Origin of the sequence: Pseudomonas granadensis (assembly GCF_900105485.1) — a bacterium.
GTDB lineage: Bacteria > Pseudomonadota > Gammaproteobacteria > Pseudomonadales > Pseudomonadaceae > Aquipseudomonas > Aquipseudomonas granadensis.
Map to the genome: position 1 here is coordinate 1,179,431 of NZ_LT629778.1, position 19,704 is coordinate 1,199,134.

The 19,704-nt window shown below is 59.1% G+C and carries 21 protein-coding genes, 1 tRNA gene and 1 pseudogene; 16 read left to right on the top strand and 7 right to left on the bottom strand.

Features of this window, described 5'->3' with window-relative positions; genetic code table 11:
* The first annotated feature begins 17 nt into the window (after nt 1-17).
* From BLU52_RS05180 to BLU52_RS05190, 3 genes are all read left to right on the top strand, one after another.
* A complete protein-coding gene (locus tag BLU52_RS05180; RefSeq protein ID WP_090282201.1) occupies nt 18-605 on the top strand; it encodes a sigma-E factor negative regulatory protein in 588 nt (195 codons plus the stop codon).
* Between the two features lie 8 nt (nt 606-613).
* Nucleotides 614-1,579, top strand: a complete 966-nt coding sequence (locus BLU52_RS05185) for a MucB/RseB C-terminal domain-containing protein (RefSeq protein ID WP_090282202.1) — start codon at nt 614-616, stop codon at nt 1,577-1,579.
* Nucleotides 1,580-1,786: 207 nt separating this feature from the next.
* A complete protein-coding gene (locus BLU52_RS05190) occupies nt 1,787-3,217 on the top strand; it encodes a DegQ family serine endoprotease (protein ID WP_090282203.1) in 1,431 nt (476 codons plus the stop codon).
* Between the two features lie 79 nt (nt 3,218-3,296).
* Here the strand turns inward: BLU52_RS05190 and BLU52_RS05195 are convergent, their stop codons facing one another.
* On the bottom strand, nt 3,297-4,730 hold the full coding sequence (locus tag BLU52_RS05195; protein WP_090282204.1) for a M48 family metalloprotease: 1,434 nt from the start codon (nt 4,728-4,730) through the stop codon (nt 3,297-3,299).
* A 97-nt stretch (nt 4,731-4,827) separates the two neighbouring features.
* Between BLU52_RS05195 and BLU52_RS05200 the strand changes: the two genes are divergently transcribed.
* Nucleotides 4,828-5,100 (top strand): sulfurtransferase TusA family protein, encoded by a 273-nt coding sequence (locus BLU52_RS05200; RefSeq protein ID WP_090282205.1) that lies wholly within the window; start codon nt 4,828-4,830, stop codon nt 5,098-5,100.
* Nucleotides 5,100-6,170: an AI-2E family transporter gene (locus BLU52_RS05205; protein WP_090282206.1), complete on the top strand. Its 1,071-nt coding sequence runs from the start codon at nt 5,100-5,102 to the stop codon at nt 6,168-6,170. Before BLU52_RS05200 ends, BLU52_RS05205 begins: the two co-directional genes overlap by 1 nt.
* A 129-nt stretch (nt 6,171-6,299) precedes the next feature.
* Here BLU52_RS05205 and BLU52_RS05210 read toward each other — a convergent pair whose 3' ends face one another.
* Both BLU52_RS05210 and BLU52_RS05215 read right to left on the bottom strand, forming a co-directional pair.
* Nucleotides 6,300-6,773 (bottom strand): peroxiredoxin, encoded by a 474-nt coding sequence (locus BLU52_RS05210; protein ID WP_090282207.1) that lies wholly within the window; start codon nt 6,771-6,773, stop codon nt 6,300-6,302.
* Nucleotides 6,774-6,783: 10 nt separating this feature from the next.
* Nucleotides 6,784-7,344, bottom strand: coding sequence for a glycine cleavage system protein R (locus tag BLU52_RS05215; RefSeq protein WP_090282208.1), 561 nt, complete (start codon nt 7,342-7,344; stop codon nt 6,784-6,786).
* Between the two features lie 328 nt (nt 7,345-7,672).
* On the opposite strand from BLU52_RS05215, the gene dapA reads away from it, so the two are divergent.
* From dapA to BLU52_RS05245, 5 genes are all read left to right on the top strand, one after another.
* Nucleotides 7,673-8,551 (top strand): 4-hydroxy-tetrahydrodipicolinate synthase, encoded by an 879-nt coding sequence (gene dapA, locus BLU52_RS05225; RefSeq protein WP_090282210.1) that lies wholly within the window; start codon nt 7,673-7,675, stop codon nt 8,549-8,551.
* A gap of 17 nt (nt 8,552-8,568) precedes the next feature.
* Nucleotides 8,569-9,684, top strand: coding sequence for an outer membrane protein assembly factor BamC (gene bamC / locus BLU52_RS05230; protein WP_090282211.1), 1,116 nt, complete (start codon nt 8,569-8,571; stop codon nt 9,682-9,684).
* Between the two features lie 6 nt (nt 9,685-9,690).
* Nucleotides 9,691-10,452 (top strand): MBL fold metallo-hydrolase, encoded by a 762-nt coding sequence (locus BLU52_RS05235; protein ID WP_090282212.1) that lies wholly within the window; start codon nt 9,691-9,693, stop codon nt 10,450-10,452.
* A gap of 28 nt (nt 10,453-10,480) precedes the next feature.
* On the top strand, nt 10,481-11,194 hold the full coding sequence (gene purC, locus BLU52_RS05240; RefSeq protein ID WP_090282213.1) for a phosphoribosylaminoimidazolesuccinocarboxamide synthase: 714 nt from the start codon (nt 10,481-10,483) through the stop codon (nt 11,192-11,194).
* A gap of 83 nt (nt 11,195-11,277) precedes the next feature.
* Nucleotides 11,278-11,367 (top strand) — tRNA-Ser (locus tag BLU52_RS05245).
* 117 nt (nt 11,368-11,484) lie between these two features.
* Here BLU52_RS05245 and BLU52_RS05250 read toward each other — a convergent pair.
* The 3 genes and pseudogenes from BLU52_RS05250 to BLU52_RS05260 form a co-directional block, all read right to left on the bottom strand.
* Nucleotides 11,485-11,991, bottom strand: a complete 507-nt coding sequence (locus BLU52_RS05250; RefSeq protein WP_090282214.1) for an addiction module antidote protein — start codon at nt 11,989-11,991, stop codon at nt 11,485-11,487.
* Between the two features lie 5 nt (nt 11,992-11,996).
* Nucleotides 11,997-12,313 (bottom strand): annotated as a pseudogene (locus BLU52_RS05255) (type II toxin-antitoxin system RelE/ParE family toxin).
* Between the two features lie 153 nt (nt 12,314-12,466).
* Nucleotides 12,467-12,658, bottom strand: a complete 192-nt coding sequence (locus tag BLU52_RS05260) for a YegP family protein (protein ID WP_090282215.1) — start codon at nt 12,656-12,658, stop codon at nt 12,467-12,469.
* Between the two features lie 277 nt (nt 12,659-12,935).
* On the opposite strand from BLU52_RS05260, the gene BLU52_RS05265 reads away from it, so the two are divergent.
* From BLU52_RS05265 to BLU52_RS05290, 6 genes are all read left to right on the top strand, one after another.
* Nucleotides 12,936-13,901, top strand: coding sequence for a glycosyltransferase family 2 protein (locus tag BLU52_RS05265; protein ID WP_090282216.1), 966 nt, complete (start codon nt 12,936-12,938; stop codon nt 13,899-13,901).
* 3 nt (nt 13,902-13,904) lie between these two features.
* Nucleotides 13,905-14,615: a class I SAM-dependent methyltransferase gene (locus BLU52_RS05270; RefSeq protein WP_090282217.1), complete on the top strand. Its 711-nt coding sequence runs from the start codon at nt 13,905-13,907 to the stop codon at nt 14,613-14,615.
* Entirely contained in the window at nt 14,612-14,998 is a 387-nt protein-coding gene (locus BLU52_RS05275) for a GtrA family protein (protein WP_090282218.1), read from the top strand. Before BLU52_RS05270 ends, BLU52_RS05275 begins: the two co-directional genes overlap by 4 nt.
* Nucleotides 14,995-17,091 (top strand): DUF6311 domain-containing protein, encoded by a 2,097-nt coding sequence (locus BLU52_RS05280; RefSeq protein WP_090282219.1) that lies wholly within the window; start codon nt 14,995-14,997, stop codon nt 17,089-17,091. Before BLU52_RS05275 ends, BLU52_RS05280 begins: the two co-directional genes overlap by 4 nt.
* An 86-nt stretch (nt 17,092-17,177) precedes the next feature.
* Nucleotides 17,178-18,101, top strand: a complete 924-nt coding sequence (locus tag BLU52_RS05285; RefSeq protein WP_090282220.1) for a LysR substrate-binding domain-containing protein — start codon at nt 17,178-17,180, stop codon at nt 18,099-18,101.
* Between the two features lie 164 nt (nt 18,102-18,265).
* Complete coding sequence (locus tag BLU52_RS05290; RefSeq protein ID WP_090282221.1) at nt 18,266-18,628, top strand: 5-carboxymethyl-2-hydroxymuconate Delta-isomerase; 363 nt, start codon at nt 18,266-18,268, stop codon at nt 18,626-18,628.
* Nucleotides 18,629-18,631: 3 nt separating this feature from the next.
* Here BLU52_RS05290 and BLU52_RS05295 read toward each other — a convergent pair whose 3' ends face one another.
* On the bottom strand, nt 18,632-19,567 hold the full coding sequence (locus tag BLU52_RS05295; protein ID WP_090282222.1) for a LysR family transcriptional regulator: 936 nt from the start codon (nt 19,565-19,567) through the stop codon (nt 18,632-18,634).
* Between the last annotated feature and the right edge of the window lie 137 nt (nt 19,568-19,704).

The window sequence follows — 19,704 nt, forward strand, 5'->3', positions numbered from 1 at the left end:
GCCAAGAGAGGAACGCCATGAGTCGTGAAGCCCTGCAGGAATCGCTGTCCGCAGTGATGGATAACGAAGCGGACGAACTGGAATTGCGTCGAGTGCTCAATGCACTGGATGATGTTGAAACCCGTGAGACCTGGGCTCGTTACCAGATCGCTCGGGCAGCCATGCACAAGGATCTGCTGCTTCCGCGTCTGGATATCGCTGCGGCAGTGTCTGCTGCGCTGGAAGACGAAACGGCCCCGGCCAAAGTATCTCGCAGCCCATGGCGCAGCCTCGGCCGTCTGGCTGTTGCAGCCTCGGTGACGGTTGCCGTGCTGGCGGGTGTTCGCCTGTACAACCAGGACGAGATCGCTGGCGTCGAACTGGCTCAGCAGTCCAATCAGCCAACGCTGGCCACCCCGCAAGTCAAGGGCCCGGCTGTTCTGGCAGGCTACAGCGAAAGTTCTGAAGCCACTGGCCCTATGGCCAACGGCGTACTGCAAGGTCAGCCAGGCTGGCATGATCAGCGTCTGCCGGGTTACCTGCGTCAGCATGCCCAACAGGCTGCTTTGAAAGGCACTGAAAGCGCGCTGCCTTATGCACGTGCTGCAAGCCTGGAAAACCGTTAAGGAGGATCATGCGCGCCATACCTCTACTTTCGCTTCTGCTCAGTGGCTGGTTCGTTGTTCCAGCCCACGCTGATGAGGCCCAGGATTGGTTGACCCGGCTGGGCCAGGCCGAGCAGCAGCAAAGCTTTCACGGTACTTTCGTTTACGAGCGTAACGGTAGCTTTTCTACCCACAACATCTGGCATCGCGTCCAGAACGGCCAGGTCCGCGAGCGGTTGCTTCAGCTCGACGGTTCGGCGCAGGAAGTCGTGCGCATTGATGGGCATACTCAATGCGTCAGCGGCACCCTGATTGCCGGGCTGGGAGACTCGCCAAATGCTGCGGCTCGTCCTCTTGATCCCAAAAAGCTGAAAAACTGGTATGACCTTGCCGTCATTGGCAAGTCGCGTGTGGCCGGCCGAGATGCCGTGATCGTGGCGTTGACGCCTCGTGATCAGCATCGCTACGGATTCGAGTTGCACCTGGACAAAAAAACGGGGCTGCCGCTCAAGTCGTTGCTGTTGAATGACAAGGGGCAGTTGCTCGAGCGATTCCAGTTCACCAGCCTCGACACTGATGAAGTGCCGTCTGATGGTGATTTGCAGGCCAATGTCGATTGCAAGCCAGTCAAGCTCGACAGCGACAAGGCATCTGCAGTCAAAACGGCGCAAACCTGGCATTCGGACTGGTTGCCGCCGGGTTTCGAACTGACCAGCAGTGCATCTCACAAAGATGCCGAGACCAAGACGCAGGTCAACAGCCTGCTGTACGACGACGGTCTTGCGCGTTTCTCGGTTTTTCTCGAGCCATTGAATGGCGCGACGGTGACCGATACCCGCACGCAACTCGGCCCGACCGTTGCTGTGTCCCGTCGCCTGACCACGCCTTCGGGCGAAATGATGGTAACCGTAGTCGGCGAGATCCCGATCGGCACCGCCGAACGAATTGCTTTGTCGATGCGAAATACCGATGGCGCCGCAACCAGCAAACAGTGAGCTGATTTCAGCGCTTCGCGTTTCATCAACGAGGCGTGGAAATGTTTGCTGAGCATTTTCATTTGCAAATACCCCGGAAATTTTTTATAGGTCAGAGCCTCACGGCTCTGGCCTTGTTTGTTGTTGCCGGAACAAAAATGCCGGTCTGTGGTTTCCGGTGTTGCTTGCTCCATATCGCTTAACCCTGCTCGTCGTAACGGGAGCTGTATGTCGATACTTAGCTTGAAGTCTTATCTTTCCATTTTTGCCACCGTGCTGGTGCTCGGTCAGGCAGTTCCTGCTGCGCAGGCGGCCGATCTGCCTGACTTCACCCAACTGGTCGAACAAGCTTCGCCAGCCGTGGTGAACATCAGTACTACGCAGAAACTGCCGGATCGCAAGGTCAATCAGCAGATGCCCGATCTGGAGGGCCTGCCGCCAATGCTGCGCGAGTTCTTCGAACGTGGCATGCCGCCGCAACAGCGCTCCCCGCGTGATGGTCGCCAGCGTGAAGCGCAATCGCTGGGTTCGGGCTTCATCATTTCCCCGGATGGCTACATCCTCACCAATAACCATGTGATTGCCGACGCTGACGAAATCCTCGTGCGTCTGGCTGACCGCAGCGAGATGAAAGCCAAGCTGATCGGCACTGACCCACGCTCCGACGTGGCGCTGCTGAAAATCGAAGGCAAGGATCTGCCGGTACTCAAGCTCGGCAAGTCGCAGGATCTGAAGGCCGGTCAGTGGGTTGTCGCCATCGGTTCTCCATTCGGCTTTGACCACACCGTGACTCAAGGCATCGTCAGCGCCGTTGGCCGCAGCCTGCCGAATGAAAACTATGTGCCGTTCATCCAGACTGACGTGCCGATCAATCCGGGCAACTCCGGTGGCCCGCTGTTCAACCTCGACGGCGAAGTGGTCGGCATCAACTCGCAGATCTATACCCGTTCCGGCGGCTTCATGGGCGTGTCGTTCGCCATTCCGATCGATGTCGCGATGGACGTTTCCAATCAGCTCAAGAGCGGTGGCAAGGTCAGCCGTGGCTGGCTGGGTGTGGTGATCCAGGAAGTGAACAAGGATCTGGCGGAATCGTTCGGTCTGGATAAGCCAGCCGGTGCGCTGGTTGCGCAGATTCAGGATGACGGTCCGGCAGCCAAGGGCGGCCTGCAGGTCGGCGACGTGATTCTGAGCATGAACGGCCAACCGATCGTCATGTCCGCAGACTTGCCGCATCTGGTCGGCGCGCTGAAGGCTGGCGCCAAAGCCAATCTGGAAGTGATCCGCGAAGGCAAGCGCAAGAACGTCGAGCTGACGGTCGGCGCGATCCCGGACGAAGACAAAGAGCTGGATACGCTGGCGAAATCCGGCGCTGAAAGCAGCAGCAACCGCCTCGGTGTTGCAGTCGGCGAGCTGACCGCTGAGCAGAAGAAAGCCTACGACCTTAAAGGTGGTGTGGTGATCAAGGAGGTGCAGGATGGTCCTGCCGCCCTGATCGGCCTGCAGCCAGGCGACGTGATCACCCACCTGAACAACCAGGCCATCGGTTCGGCCAAGGAGTTCACGGATATCGCCAAGGCGCTGCCGAAGAACCGCTCGGTGTCGATGCGCGTTCTGCGTCAGGGTCGCGCCAGCTTCATCACCTTCAAACTGGCTGAGTAATCCGCTGGGAAGATAAAAAGAAAACCGCCTCGAAAGAGGCGGTTTTTTTACGTTTGAAGGTTTTGCCTGGCGATAAGGCTCAGCCCATCATGTCCTTGATCATGCGCTCCTGCTCCATCAGCTCACGCTGGCGGGCATCGATGCGGGACGACAGCGGGAAGTTGCTGCCGGCCTTGCGCTTGGCAAAGTCCAGTTGCTGAATAGCCTGTCGATAGTCGCCGACGAGGGCAAAATATTCCGCTCGAGCCTGATGCAGGCCGATGATGTTGCCTGACAAGCCACGGGTTTCCGCTACTTGATACCAGACGTCCGGATCGTCCGGGCGCGATTTGAGCAAGGCTTCCAGGGCTTTCTCGGCATCCGGCGCGCGGTTCTGCTTGAGCAGCAGATCCACGCGCACCTGATTGAGCGGATAGTTGCCCGGATACTGCGTCAGCATGCGATCAACCCGTGACTGTGCGTCGGGCAAGCGGTTATTAGTGATATCCAGGTCGACCTGAGCGAGGTTGTAGATGATCTCGTTCGGCGATGTTGCCAGCAGTTGTTTGAGATTCTCGCGCGCCTCGTTCAGTTGCCCACCCTTGATCTGCGCGATGGCCAGACCATAACGCGCCACATCGTTTTTCGGGTTCTCGTCCAGCAGTGCGCGGAAACGCTTGGCGCCCAGCCCCGGTGTTTCTTCATAGATCAACTGCACCCGCGCGCGGATCAGTTGATAGCGTTTGGAGTCTTCGATACCGCCCGGTCTGGCCTGTTCGGCACGGTTGCGGGTGTCAGCGATACGCGATTCGGTCACCGGGTGCGTCAGCAAAAATTCCGGCGGCTTGGCATCGAAGCGATACTGGCGCATCAGGCGTTCGAACATGGTCGGCATCGAGCGCGGGTCGTAGCCGGCCTTTTCCAGGTTGAGGATGCCGATGCGGTCGGCTTCCTGTTCGTTTTGTCGGGAGAAGGTCCGTTGCGCCTGAATCGCCGCCGCCTGGCTGCCGGCAATCGCCGCAATCCCTGCATCACCACCGCCGGCCGCAGCGATGACGATCCCGGCCAGCAGGGCAGCCATCATCGGCACCTGCATGCGCTGTGAAGCCTCGACACCGCGGGCGAAGTGGCGTTGCGACAAGTGCGCCAATTCGTGTGCGAGTACCGAGGCATATTCGCCTTCGGTCTGCGCGTTGAGAAACAGGCCGCCATTGACCCCGACCACGCCGCCGGGCGCCGCGAAGGCGTTGAGTTGCGGGCTGTTGATCAGGATGAATTCAAGACGCCGGTCAGTGACCTGGCTGGTTTCCACCAGTTTGTACACGCTGGATTCAACGTAGTCTTTCAATTGCGGGTCGTTGAGTTGTGACACCTGGCTGCGCAACATGGCCAGCCAGGCGCGGCCGAGTTGGTATTCCTGTTGTGGCGAGACAATGGCAGAACTGGCGTCGCCGAGTGACGGCAGATCGTCGGCAAAGCCTGGTGAGGCGAGCAGGCAAGCGAGCGTCAGCAGGGTAGGGCGCAGAAAAGTCATGCACAAAGCCTTAGAAGACAAAGACCTTACTGTAGCCGGACACCAACGCTGCGACCAGATATTCTAGGCAGCTCGAGACCTGAACCGGAGTGACGCAATGAGTGACGCTGTAGTCCCTGACGTAGAACTGGACGCCACTGGCCTGAACTGTCCGTTGCCGTTGCTCAAGGCAAAAATGGCGCTGAACAAAATGGCCAGCGGCGAAGTACTCAAGGTGACTGCTACGGATGCGGGCTCGCAACGCGACTTTCGCACCTTTGCCAAACTCGCCGGTCATGCGCTACTGCATGAAGAGGGCGAAGCCGGCGTCTTCCGTTACTGGTTGAAAAAAAGCCTGAAAACGACAGCGTCAAAACCTGAGGATTATTGATGTTCAAAGTGTTGCGCGACTGGATTCAGCGCTATTTTTCCGATGAGGAAGCGGTGGTGCTGGCGGTGCTGCTGTTTCTCGCCTTCACTGCGGTGCTCACCCTCGGCGGCATGCTTGCGCCAGTGTTGGCCGGCATGGTGCTGGCTTATCTGATGCAGGGGCTGGTGGTCACGCTGGAGCGAATGCGCGTGCCTGGCGGTGTCGCGGTGGGTTTGGTGTTTGCGCTGTTCATGGGCGCGCTGATGCTGTTCATCGTCGTCGTGTTGCCGCTGCTCTGGCATCAGTTGATCACCCTGTTCAACGAACTGCCGGGCATGCTCGCCAAGTGGCAATCGCTGCTGTTGTTGCTGCCGGAGCGCTATCCGCATCTGGTATCCGATGAGCAAGTGCTGCAAGCGATCGAGGCGGCGCGCGGCGAGATCGGCAAGTTCGGCCAGTGGGCGCTGACTTTCTCGCTATCGAGTCTGCCGCTGCTGGTGAACATCATGATTTACCTGGTGCTGGTGCCGATTCTGGTGTTTTTCTTCCTTAAAGACCGGGCGATGATCGGTGAGTGGGTGCGTGGGTATTTGCCCCGTGAGCGCGCACTGATTACCCGCGTTGCGCAGGAAATGAACCGACAGATCGCCAATTACATCCGCGGTAAAGGTATCGAAATCGTCATTTGCGGTGGCGTGACCTACATCGCTTTTATCGCGCTCGGTCTCAACTACGCGGCGCTGCTGGCGTTGCTGGTGGGCCTGTCGGTGGTGGTGCCGTATGTCGGTGCGGTGGTGGTGACTGTTCCGGTCCTGCTGATTGCTTTGTTCCAGTGGGGCTGGAGCGATCAGTTCATCTATCTGATGGCGGTTTACGGAATCATTCAGACGCTGGACGGCAACGTGCTGGTGCCGCTGCTATTTTCGGAGGCGGTCAACCTGCACCCGGTAGCGATCATCTGCGCGGTGCTGCTGTTTGGCGGGCTGTGGGGATTCTGGGGCGTGTTCTTTGCGATTCCACTGGCGACGCTGTTCAAGGCTGTGCTCGACGCATGGCCACGAAAAGAGCCGGTGGTGGCGCCGCTGCTTTAGCGATTGATCCGAATTGCCCGGCCAAGCTCAAGGGCCGTTCGCGAGCAGGCACGCTCCCACATTTGGAATACGATTCCCTGTGGGAGCGAGCCTGCTCGCGAAAGCGGCGGTAAATTCAATGCAAAACCATCAGGCTTTATTCAAGGCCTGTGCAGCAGCCAGAACCGCATCCACATGCCCCGGCACCTTTACACCACGCCATTCCTGACGCAGCACTCCATCCTTGTCGATCAGAAAGGTGCTGCGATCAACGCCCAGGTATTCCTTGCCGTACAGCTTCTTCAACTTGATCACGTCGAACAACTGGCAGACGGCTTCGTCCTTGTCGCTGATCAGCTCGAACGGAAACTCCTGCTTGCACTTGAAGTTCTCGTGTGACTTCAGGCTGTCGCGGGAGATGCCAAAGATCTCCGTGTTGGCAGCCTTGAACGCGGCGTATCGATCGCGAAAACCCTGACCTTCGGTGGTGCAGCCCGGGGTGCTGTCCTTCGGATAGAAGTAGATCACCACTTGCTGGCCCTTGAGCGCTGCCAGGCTGACGGTTTGCCCGCTGGTGGCAGGTGCTTCGAAATCGGCAACCGGTCGGTCGATGACAACAGCCATTAAAGCTTCCTTACATTGGGTTTTGTGGGCGCCAAGGCTCGATCAGTGCATCCAGATTCATCGCATCGGAGAAATCGAGGAACTGATCGCGCAGCCAGCTGATCTGGGTGCCGGCCGGCAGCGTCACGGTGAACGTGGCGTTAAGCATGGTGCCGCCGGTCTGTGGTGCCTGATAGGTGTCGCAGGTCAGGTTTTCCAGCTCGACGTTGTGGTCCATGAAGAACTGGCACAACTCATTGATGATGTCCGGGCGATACGCCGAACTGACGTAAGCCACATACGGCAATGCCTGTGGGCGGTTTTCCAGCGGTGCGCTGCGCACCACGTTGACCGTGAATGCGTGTTTCTTGGCGAGGCCGGGCAGGCTGCCTTCGAGGCGCGCGAGGGCGTCCCAGCTCCCGGAAATCTCGAGAACCAGCGCACTGCACTCACCGTGGCGAGTCAGGCGCGAAGTCACCACGGCGCAGCGATTTTCATGGCTGGCGCGGCACAGCACGTTGGTCAGCTCCATCGGGTTGGCGCCGAGAGCACTGATGACAAGGAATTGTTCGCGAACTGTGGGGGTGGACATGCAGCATTCCTAAAGCGATGAGCGGTCGGTAGGTTGAGGCGTTGAATGCCGGAAGGTGCCTGTTGTGGCGGTCCGTTCAAAGCGACCCGGTCAGCGCTCGCGGCTCGCGCCATTGGCGCACGAGCACGTTGAGGCGATGCAGGAACAGGGTCTGGAAGGCCGAAACGGGAGGCAGAAACCCGGCGTACAAGCTGATCAGTACCGATCAAAGTCTGAAGGGTAGCGAAAAGCGGCGCCAAGGGGAATGGCGGCAGCGCAGTACTTCGCTTGTGCAAGCATCTTGGCGCCAGTACCATTACCGCTCTCTTTTTCCGGCAGGAGCGGTTTCATGATTGCGGGCAGTATGGTGGCACTGGTCACTCCCATGGATGCACAAGGGCGTCTTGACTGGGACAGCCTCAGCAAACTCGTGGACTTCCACCTCAAGAACGGCACCCATGCCATTGTCGCGGTCGGTACTACCGGCGAGTCGGCAACCCTTGATGTAGACGAACACATCGCCGTGATCAAAGCCGTGGTCAAACAGGTTGCCGGGCGCATTCCGGTCATCGCCGGTACTGGCGCCAACTCGACCCGCGAAGCCGTCGAATTGACCCGCAACGCCAAGGAAGCCGGCGCCGACGCCTGCCTGCTGGTTGTTCCTTATTACAACAAGCCGACCCAGGAAGGTCTGTACCAGCACTTCAAGCACATCGCTGAAGCGGTCGACATTCCACAGATTCTCTACAACGTTCCCGGCCGCACCTCCTGCGACATGCAGGCCGAGACCGTGATTCGCCTGTCCACCGTGCCGAACATCATCGGTATCAAGGAAGCCACCGGCGACCTGACGCGTGCCAAGGCGATCATCGATGGCGTGAGCAAGGATTTCATCGTGTTGTCCGGCGATGATCCGACCGCTGTCGAACTGATCCTGCTGGGCGGCAAAGGCAACATCTCGGTGACCGCCAACGTCGCGCCGCGTGAAATGGCCGACCTGTGCGAGGCCGCGCTCAAGGGCGATGCCGACACCGCACGCGCAATCAACGAAAAACTGATGCCGCTGCACAAAGACCTGTTCATCGAAGCCAACCCGATTCCGGTGAAATGGGCTCTGGTCGAAATGGGCCTGATGCACGAAGGCATCCGCCTGCCACTGACCTGGCTGAGCACACCTTGTCACGAAACGCTTCGCACGGCCCTGCGCCAGTGCAGCGTCCTGGTTTAATTGAGGAAGTACAACGCATGAAGCGAATGGCCGGACTTTCCGCACTTGCCTTGATTATCTCCAGCACCAGCGGCTGCGGATGGGTCTGGGGGCCGGAAGGTTATTTCCGCGACCGTGGTAGCGATTACCTGCAAGCGCAACAGACTGCACCGATGCAATTGCCACCGGATGTGAACACCTCCAAGCGTCTCGATCCGCTGTTGCCGATCCCGCGCAACGTTGCTGATGACACCGCCAAGGGCGAATACATCGTGCCGCGTCCGCAGCCGTTGTCCGCCGTGGCCGATGCCAGCGATTACTCGCTGCAGAAGAGCGGCGACTCGCGTTGGGTCGTGGCCCAGCATCCGCCGGCCGAAGTCTGGCCAGTGGCGCTGCAGTTCTTCCAGGACAACGGTTTCCGCCTGGATGAACAGCGTCCGCAGACCGGCGAGTTCACCACTACCTGGCAGCATTCCGATGAGCTGTCGGCATCGATGGCCAAGCGCCTGAGCGCGGCCGGTATCGCCAGCGACAGCGAAACCCGCGTGCGTGTGCGCATCGAACCGGGCGTGCAGCGCAACACCAGTGAGATCTACGTGGTCAGCGCCGAGCGTCCTGCCGGCAGCACCGCCGATGTCGCCTTCACCAATCGTTCGGTCAACACCGGCCTGGACGCTGCGCTGGTCGACGACATGCTCGCGAGCATGAGCCGTACGTCCGAGAAGGGCGGTTCGGTATCGATGCTGGCTTCGCGTGATTTCGACGCGCCAAGCCGTGTCAGCCTCAGCGAAGATGGCAGCGGCAACCCGGTATTGAACGTCGGCACCGACCTGGACCGTGCCTGGTCGAGCGTTGGCCGTGCATTGGAACAGGGCGAATGGCGCGTTGAAGACATCAACCGCAGCCTGGGCCTGTACTACATCAACCTGGCCGAAAAAGCCGAGAAGAAAGACGACAAGCCAGGCTTCTTCAGCAGCCTGTTCGGCAGCGCGCCGAGCAAGGAAGAAGTGGAAGCCCGTGCCGAGCGTTATCAGGTGCGCCTGAGCAAGGTCGGCGAGAACATTCAGGTGACCGTCGAGAAGAACATCAACACCGTCGCGCCAGCTGATGTGGCGCGTAAAGTGCTGAGCGTGATTCAGGACAATCTGGGCTGATCAATCATGCGTTTTGCCGTTCTCGGCAGCGGTAGCCAAGGGAACGGCACGCTGATCGCCAGTGCTGATACGTACGTGCTGGTGGATTGTGGTTTTTCCCTGCGGGAAACCGAAAAACGCCTGTTGCGCCTGGGTGTTCACCCGGCGCAACTGAGCGCGATACTCGTGACCCACGAACATGCCGACCACGTGCATGGCGTGGGTTTGCTGTCTCGGCGCTACAATCTGCCGGTCTACCTCAGTCGCGGCACACTGCGCGGGATGCGCAAACCGCTCGAGCCGGCAGGCTTTCTGGCCGGTGGCGAGCAGCTGCAAATCGGTGCGCTGAACGTCGGGGTCATTGCCGTGGCCCATGATGCGCAGGAACCGACCCAGTATGTCTTCAGCGATCAGGAACAGCGGCGCTTCGGTCTGCTCACCGACCTGGGATCGTACTGCGAGCGGGTGCTGGACAATTATCGGGACCTCGATGCATTGATGATCGAGTCCAACCATTGCCGCGACATGCTGGCGCGCGGTCATTACCCGTACTTTCTCAAGCAGCGGGTGGGCGGTGAGCTGGGACATTTGAACAACCATCAGGCGGCATTCCTGGTGGCCGAGTTGGGCTGGCAGGGCTTGCAACACCTGGTCCTGGCCCATCTGAGCAGCAAGAACAACCTGCCGCAGCTGGCCCGGCAATGTTTTGTCGACACCCTCGGGTGCGACCCGGACTGGCTGCAACTGGCCGATCAAGATTCAGGGCTCGACTGGCGCCACATCGCCTAGCCCACCAACTTAGCAAGCGGAGCCCATCATGGAAAAACGTGAAGAACTCTACCGCGGCAAAGCCAAATCGGTTTACAAGACCGACGACGCTGACCGCTTGATCCTGCTGTTTCGCAACGACACCTCGGCGTTCGACGGCAAGCGCATCGAGCAGCTTGACCGCAAAGGCATGGTCAACAACAAGTTCAACGCCTTCATCATGCAGAAACTCGAAGCGGCCGGCATCCCGACCCAATTCGACAAACTGCTGGCTGACAACGAAGTCCTGGTGAAGAAACTCGACATGATCCCGGTCGAGTGCGTCGTGCGTAACTACGCCGCCGGTAGCCTGGTCAAGCGTCTGGGCGTTGAAGAGGGCATGAAGCTCAATCCATACACCTTCGAACTGTTCCTCAAGGACGACGCCAAGGGCGACCCGTTCATCAACGAATCCCACGTCGTGGCATTCGGTTGGGGCACCGCCGAGCAACTGGCGCGTATGAAAGAATTGTCGCTGAAGGTCAACGAAGTACTGACCAAGCTGTTCGACGACGCAGGTCTGCTGCTGGTCGACTTCAAGCTTGAATTCGGCGTATTCAGCGACGGCTCCATCGTCCTCGGCGACGAATTCAGCCCGGACGGCTGCCGTCTGTGGGACAAGGACACCAAGAAGAAGATGGACAAGGACCGCTTCCGTCAGGGCCTCGGTGATGTCATCGAAGCCTACGAAGAAGTCGCCAATCGTCTGGGTGTACCGCTTTAATCGACGCAAGCATCTGATAGCACGAAGAAAATTTCGAAAGAGGGTTTGCTTTCGGTAAAAGTGTTGTTATGATGCGCGCCGTTGGAGAGATGCCAGAGTGGCCGAATGGGACGGATTCGAAATCCGTTGTACCTTCACCGGTACCTAGGGTTCGAATCCCTATCTCTCCGCCATTACATAGAAAAAGCCCCGTAGATGAAAATCTACGGGGCTTTTTTGTTTTTGTTGCCTAGACAAAAATCGAACACAGCGTTCGCCTGTAGTGAATCAAACTCATAGGTCAATGAATTTTATGCCATGGCAGCGCGGTCTTTGCTCTTGATAGCTCGAGCGCCTGTTTTTACCTCGGCAATTGATGCAGTTTTGCGTGGCCTTTTCGCCGTATCAGCTTTTTTTATAGCAGGTGAACGCGGTGAAGCCATAGCAGGCTCCGCCGAAGGTATCGACGGCGCTGCACTGTTTGTTGGGATTGGTTGAACGGTGAGTTCTACACCCAGCGCACGCATCAATCTGTTGATCGTCTCAAATCGTGTGTGAGCGCCCCCCTTGAATGATTTGTACAGGCTCTCACGATTAATTCCTGCGTCTTCGGCAACCTTGTTCACGCCTCTTGCTTTGGCAACTTCGGCCAACGCTTGCATCAGCAGGTGCGGGTCTTGTGCCCTCATGCTTTCTGAAAGATAGGCGCTTATAACTTCAGGAGTATCGAGAAAGCGTGAAGCTTCGTAGCGACCGGTTTTGGAAGCATCGAGGTCAAGGATAGGCATATCCTCAGCGTTGAATTTCGTGTCGTTCATTTCAATTACCCTTTTAAGGCCTCCAGGATGGCCTTTGCATGGTTGATGCCACGCTTCTGATCTGATTTGTCACTTCCCCACAGCATCAAAAAGTGGTTTTAGCGGTGCGCACAAAATAGATTCGGTAACCAGGGCCGACGAAAACGCGCATTTCGCTGATGCCGTCGCCTACTGACTCGCAATCGCCGAAGTTACCCTCCTGCGCTCGATCCAGCCGCGCAAGCACAGCGGCTTTCCCCTCGGTATTTCTCATCCCTGTGAGCCACGAATCAAACTCGGGCGTTTTGTCGATGGTAAATTTTTTCGTTTCATCCTTGGTCATTCGAATTGTAGCCGTCTGGCTACTCCTTGTCTCGACCGTTTACCCGCTGGCGATGGCCGCTGCGCCGAGTTCAGGTCCCATCCTTGGAAAAAGCCCCACGTATGAACGGAGGGCTCTCTAATCGCTTAGGGATCAGCCTTGCTCAAGTCCCGTTCAAATCTCCTTCACCGGCGTCTCCCCCTGCACAGCCTTGATCAATCCGATCACGTGAAGACAATCCGCCTTGTTCACATACGACTCGCCGCTGGCGATGGTCTCGTGGTTGCCTGCTCTCAGTCTCCAGCGCCATTGTCCCTGGCCGGTGCGGGGGGTGCCCCTGGATTGCCTGTAAATCTCGAAATACATTCAGTTCGCTCCATGCGATTTTAGATGTGCGTCAGCCGTGTGGCGCATCGTCGCAAGCCTAGCGCAGACGGTTTTTTTGGCTATCGGACATTTGTTTCCAATCGTTGGCGGATGTTTCCGATGGGCGCGGAATAGAGCGGGGGATAGGCGTCCGGATTGGCCGATATGCCGCTGTTTGCTGGTTGCAACGCTGCCAGCGCTACTGCTTAATACGGGACGGCTCATGGCGTCGAAACTGATCGACGACCGACAAACACTATAAAAAAGAGCACTCCCTTTGACTGAGCACGGAACGCAACAGGCCGGGCAGGTGACGTTGTCGCTGGTGGTCCCGGTTTTCAACGAAGAGGACAGCCTCGACACCTTTCTGCGGCGGATCAATGAAGTCTTCCAGCGGCAACCGTTGGTCGACCTTGAGCTGGTCTTCGTCAATGACGGCAGCACCGATGCCACCCTTGAGCGTCTGCTCGGGCATCAGCGGCACGATACGCGCCTGCGCATCGTCGATTTGAGCCGCAACTTCGGTAAAGAGGCGGCGTTGTCTGCCGGTCTGCAGATCGCGGGCGGGCAGATTGTCGTGCCGATCGATGCAGATTTGCAGGATCCGCCGGAAGTCATCCTGCCAATGATCGAGCGTTGGCGCGAAGGTTATGAAGTCGTGCTGGGGCATCGGGTCAGTCGCCGCAGCGACACTTGGGCCAAACAGACCTCGGCGCATTGGTTCTATCGCCTGCACAACCGCATCGCCGAACAACCGTTACCCGAGAATGTCGGCGATTTTCGTCTGATGGATCGCTGCGTGGTCGATGCCTTGCTGACGCTGCCCGAATCCCGGCGCTTCATGAAGGGCTTGTTCGCCTGGGTCGGTTTTCGCACCACGCACGTCGATTACGAACGCCCCGAGCGCGTGGCGGGGCAGAGTAAGTTCAACGGGTGGCGACTGTGGAATTTCGCGCTTGAAGGCATCACCAGCTTCAGCACCGAACCGCTGCGCGTCTGGACGTATGTGGGCGCGGCGGTGTCGCTCGTATCGTTTGCCTTCGCCATTTTCATTGTTTTACGCACGTTGATTCATGGCGTCGACATGCCTGGTTACGCGTCGCTGATGGTGGCGGTGACGTTTCTCGGCGGCTTGCAATTGATCGGCATCGGCGTGCTCGGTGAGTACCTGGGCCGCACCTATATCGAATCCAAACGCCGGCCGGTTTTTCTGGTGCGTCGCGTCTACGACCCCAAGGACTGACACATGGATCTCAAGGAAACCGACATCCTCGGCGACAGCATCAATGAGCATTGGTATTACTGCTCGAAGGCCGCGGCCACCCGACGCTTGCTTGGCGACGGGCCGATCCAGCGGATTCTCGATGTGGGCGCCGGCTCGGGTTTTTTCTCGCACCACCTGCTGACCCACACCCGGGCGCGCGAAGCATGGTGCGTCGACATCAGTTATCCCGCCGACTCCAGCGGCACCGCTGCTGGCAAACCTGTGCATTATCGCCGTGACATCGACCACGTCGACGCTGATCTGGTGCTGCTGATGGACGTGCTCGAGCATGTCGACGACGACCTCGGCCTGCTCAAGCTGTATGTCGATAAAGTGCCGTCGGGCAGTCGCTTTCTGATGACCGTGCCGGCGTTTCAGTTCCTGTGGAGCGGTCACGACGACTTTCTCGAACACAAGCGCCGCTACACCCTGGCGCAGTTCGAAACCCTGGCGCGCGATGCCGGGTTGACCGTGCAGCGCGGTGCCTATTATTTCGGCGCGGTGTTCCCGATTGCTGCAGCGTTGCGTTTGTTGCCGCAGGGCGCGCAGGCGCAACCGCCGCGCTCGCAACTGAAACGTCATCACCCACTGGTCAATACCGTGCTCAAGACGCTCTGCAGCCTTGAGTTGCCGCTGATGGGCATGAATCGTCTGGCGGGTCTGAGCGTATTCGTACTGGCGCAGAAACTGTGACCCCACGCGAAAGAGCCGCGTTTATCCAGCGTGGCGTGCGCTTCGCCGTGACCGGTTTGTTCGTCACGGCGTTGCATGCGTTGGTCGCGATCGGGTTCATCAACTTCATCAGTCCTTTGCCGCCCTTGGCCAACGGCGTGGCGTTCGCCGTGGCAACGGTCGTGTCGTATGTGATCAACACCACCTGGAGCTTTTCGGCGCGGTTACATGGCCGAACGCTGCTGCGGTTTCTGCTGGTGTCGGTCGGCGGATTTTTCCTCGCCATGTTGGTCGCCTGGGCGGCACAAATGGCGGGGCTGCATTATTTGCTGGGCATCGTGGCCGTGGCGCTGACGATCCCGGCTTTCACGTTCGTGCTGCATAACTTCTGGACGTACCGATGAGGGAATTGAACAAGCACCCGGCCCTCACGCTTCTGCCTGTATTGCTGGGTGTGCTGGCGTTTTTGCTGGTGATCGGCCCGCATGCGCTGGACCCGCAGAACATCGCCTGGCTCAAGGATGGCGACCCGGCAACGCATTACCTGGGCTGGGTAAATTTCCGTCATGGGCCGTGGACATTTCCGCTCGGGCTCAATCCGTCTTATGGACTGGAGCTGGGCAGTGCGGTGATTTTTTCCGATTCCAATCCGCTGCTGGCAATACTGTTCAAAGCCGTCGATGGCTGGTTGCCCGAGACGTTTCAGTATTTCGGCTTATGGTTGCTGGCCTGTTTTGTCTTGCAGGCCTGGTTCGGCTGGAAACTGCTCGGCCTCATCACCGATAACGCCGCGCTGCGCCTGTTGGGTTGCGGATTATTGGTGTTTTCGCCGCCGATGTTTCTGCGAACCGGGGGGCACCTGTCGCTTGTCGCGCACTTTCTGATTCTCGCCGCGTTGTATCTGGCCTTGCATCCGGCACTGGGTCGGCGCCGCTTGGCGTGGGGCACGCTGCTGGGGGCGACGGCGTTGGTGCATGCCTACTTACTGGTGATGGTGGCGTTGATCTGGGTAACTGACCTGTTCGGTAAAGTCATGGCCGACAAGCTGAGTCGGCGTCGGGGGCTGATCGAGTTCGGTGGCTTGTTTGTGCTGGTCAGCGTGTGTTGCTGGCAGGCTGGCTATTTCAGCATCGCCGACGGGGCGGGCGGCGGTGGTTTCGGCTGGTATCGGATGAACCTGCTGGCCCTGTTCGATGCGGACGGCTGGTCGTACGTGCTGCCGGGCTTCGCCAAGCGCGGGGGCGACTACGAAGGTTTCAACTATCTGGGCCTCGGTGTGTTGATGCTGTTGCCGTTGGCAACGATTGCACTGTGGCGAAGCAACATCAGCCTGAAGTCGCTGCTGCTTCGCTGGCCATGGCTGCTGGCAGCAATGATCGGGCTGAGCCTGTTTGCGCTGTCCAATCAGATCGGTTTCGGTGCACACACGGTCAGTTATCCGCTGCCGAGAACCATCGAGGGGCTGGCGAGCATTTTCCGCGCTTCGGGGCGGATGTTCTGGCCGGTGTTCTACACCTTGGTGTTGCTGGTGATCTATCTGATCGTGCGTGGATACCGGGCGCCCATCGCCATCGGCTTGCTGGCCGTGGCGTTGACTGCACAAGTCACCGACACGAGTATTGCCTGGCAGGGGCTGCGCGCGACGAAGATGCTGTCGCCGTCCTCGGTGTGGACCAGCCCGATGCGCGACCCGTTCTGGGCAAGCGCCGCGGCTCACTACCAGAACATCCGTGCCCTGATGCCGAAAAACCAGTCGGATCAATGGCAGCCCATCGCCTGGTTTGCCGCGACGCATGGGTTGAGTACCGATGCCGTGTATATGGGACGCATGAGCCCCAAGGCACTCGACCAGGCGCTGCGTGATGCACAACGCCGGCTGAATTCCGGAGAGTATGCGGCCGATTCGCTGTACATCCTCGACGATGACGCGGTGGATCTGGCGGTCAAGAGTGTGCGCAGCGAGACCGACCTGCTGACCCGCGTCGACGACTTTGTCGTGCTGGCACCGGGCTGGAAGCGTTGCGAGCAATGCCTGCCAATGGTCGATGAGGGGCGCTCGATGTCGGCGCTGCCCTTGAGCCAACCGGGACTGGTGCAACTGTTCAATCGCAAGAGCCGACAGTTGCTCAACGGCTGGGCCGCGCCGGAAAGCTGGGGGACCTGGAGTGAAGGGCAGGAGGCGCAAATCGCTGTGCGTGTCGCGCCACAGAGTACTGCGATCGTCATGGACGTGCTGGCGTTCGTCATGCCGCCCCGGTTGACTCAACGGGTGATCGTCAGCATCGACGGGGTCGAGGCCTTGTCGACGCGCCTGACTCAGGTGCAAGACAACGTGTTGGAAATTCCGCTCAGCGCGGTGGTCCAGGACAAGTTGAAGGACGGCCAGCCGTTAATCCTGCAAATCCACTTGCCGGATGCGACCAGCCCGCGAAAACTCGGCCTGAACGATGACGCGCGCGTGATGGGGCTGGGCCTGAAATCGCTGAGCGTTCGTTGAATCTGCGGTAACTGCGCAAACGTTGATGGACGTCGGGCTCGGCGTCTTTCTACACTGCCCGCATTCCGGGGAGCAGGGGGCAAGGGATGAACCGCAATGAACTTCGCAAGGCCGATATCAACCTGATGGTGGTGTTCGAGACCTTGATGCTCGAACGCAACGTGACCCGGGCGGCGGAAAAACTGTTTCTCGGCCAGCCGACCATCAGTTCGGCACTCAACCGCCTGCGCACGATGCTCAACGACCCGCTGTTCATCCGCGTCGGCCACCGCATGGAACCGACGGCCCGCGCCGAAGATATCTTTCGTCACTTGAAACCGGCGCTGGATTCGCTGTCGGTGGCGCTGAGCCTGACCCGCGATTTTGACCCGGCCGTGAGCACCATGACCTTTCGCATCGGCCTGTCCGATGACGTCGAATTCGGCCTGCTGCCACCGCTGTTGCGCGCGCTGCGCCAGGAGGCGCCAAACGTGGTGTTTGTAGTGCAACACGCCGATTACTGGCGGATTCCCGATCTGCTCGCGGCGGGCGATATCACCGTTGGCATCAGCCAGACCCGCGGCCTGCCAGCCAATGCCAAGCGCAAATTGCTGCGGCACATCCAGCCGAGCATTCTGCGCGCCGATGCCAGCGACACTCCGCTGACCCTGGATGAATATTGCGCGCGTCCGCATGTACTGGTCTCGCACACGGCCAATGTCAGTGGCTACGCCGATGAGTGGCTGGCGGAGCTGGGTCGCACGCGCCAGGTCGTGTTGTCGGTGCCGCAATACAGCGCGTTGCCGGCGCTGCTGGCCGGCACGGACCTGATCGCCAGCCTGCCGGATTACACCGCGGCGGCGATGGCGGCGTCTGGATTGCTGTTCCAGGAACCGTTTCCGTTCAAGACGCCGATGCTGGACCTGTCGATGGTCTGGCTCAGCCACGTCGACAGCGATCCGGCCGAGCGCTGGTTGCGTTCGCGGCTGGAAGCCTTCATGAGCGAACGGCCACAGCCCCCGCTCGCATGATCACCACTTAACCTGTGGGAGCGAGCCTGCTCGCGATTGCGGTCGGTCATTCAGCATAAGTGTTGCCTGGCACACCGCTATCGCGAGCAGGCTCACTCCTGCAAAAAGCCTGGGTGCGACTGTGGTATATGTACCGCCTACGCCCCTCTGACCGGAGACTTTCAATGCCCCATCTGCACATGGAATACACCGCCAACCTGCCGCTGAACGCCGATGTTGCATTGATCCGGCTCAACAACACTTTGGTGGGCTCCGGTCAGTTTGCTGCCGAGTTCGATATCAAGGGCCGTGCGGTCAAGGTCGAGACATTCAAGGTCGGCACCGCGCTCGCCGAGCGCGGGTTTGTTCACATAAAACTGGCATTGCTCAGCGGGCGTTCGCCGGAGATCAAGAAGCAGTTGTCGCAAAGTCTGCTGGCGGCGTTGCAGGACATCTGCGAATGGCCGGCCGGTGTCGAAGTGCAATTGTGCGTCGAACTGCTCGACATCGATCGCGAGTCCTACAGCAAAGCTGTGGTGGGCGTGTAGGACTCAGCTCGCATCGAGTTCGTTGCACACATTGACCACCTGCTCGCGCAGCCAGACGTTGGCGCTGTCCTGATCGACGCTCTGTGACCACTGCATGTCGAGGGTGAAACCGGGCAAGCCGTTCGGCGCCTCGCAGTGATTGAACACGGCTTCGTTGGTCAGTAGGCGCTGGATACGGCGGGGCAGGGTGAGGATGAAATCGGTGCCGGTAATCATCTTCAAGGCAGCGCTGTAGCTGTTCGAGCGCGCGACGATCTGGCGTTTCTGCGCCTGCCGCGCCAGCCAGCCATCGACCATGTTGGTGGATGAAGTCCAGGGGGTTGGGAAAACGTGGCGACGCTCGGTGAAGGCTTGCAGGCTCAAGCGCGGTTCCAGCGGTGTAGCGCGTTTGTCGAACACGCAAACCAGATCATCTTCCAGCAGCAGGCGTGATTTCAGATCGTTGTGCTGGCGATAGAAGTTGGGGCCGAAGCTGATCACCAGATCGAGGCTGCCGTCGCGCAGTTCCTCTGCCGGGACGTCGGTCTCGAATTTGTGCATGTTGACCATCACCGGCAAATCGTCGAAGTCGAAGCGCTTCAACAGCCGCGGCAGGATCAGTTGCTCGAAATATTCCGGCGCGCAGATGTTGAAGGTGACGGCTTGCTGGCTCGGGTCGAACGTCGGGGCGCCAGCATGACAGAGGTTGATGCTTTCGATGATCTTCTGCACATGGCCGTACATGCTGCTGGCCTTGTAGGTCGGGCGCATACCGGTGCGGGTGTTGATGAACAGTTCGTCTTCAAAACTGGTGCGCAGTTTTTTCAGGCAGTAACTGACGGTGGACTGGCTGACGAACAGGGTTTCCGACACATCGGTGACGCTGCTCTGCTCATACACGGCGACAAATACCATGAGGTCCTGCATGTCGAGCTTTCGAAGCAAGTTACTGTTCAGCATCCGTTCTGTCTCGCTGTGCTCCTTGCGCTGAAACCGCGCAAACGTGTGCGAACGATCCTAGCGGAACGATGGTGCCAGGAGAAAGCCCTGTAAGACATTTCACGGTCACATGTGGGACAGATACTTTTAGCAACACG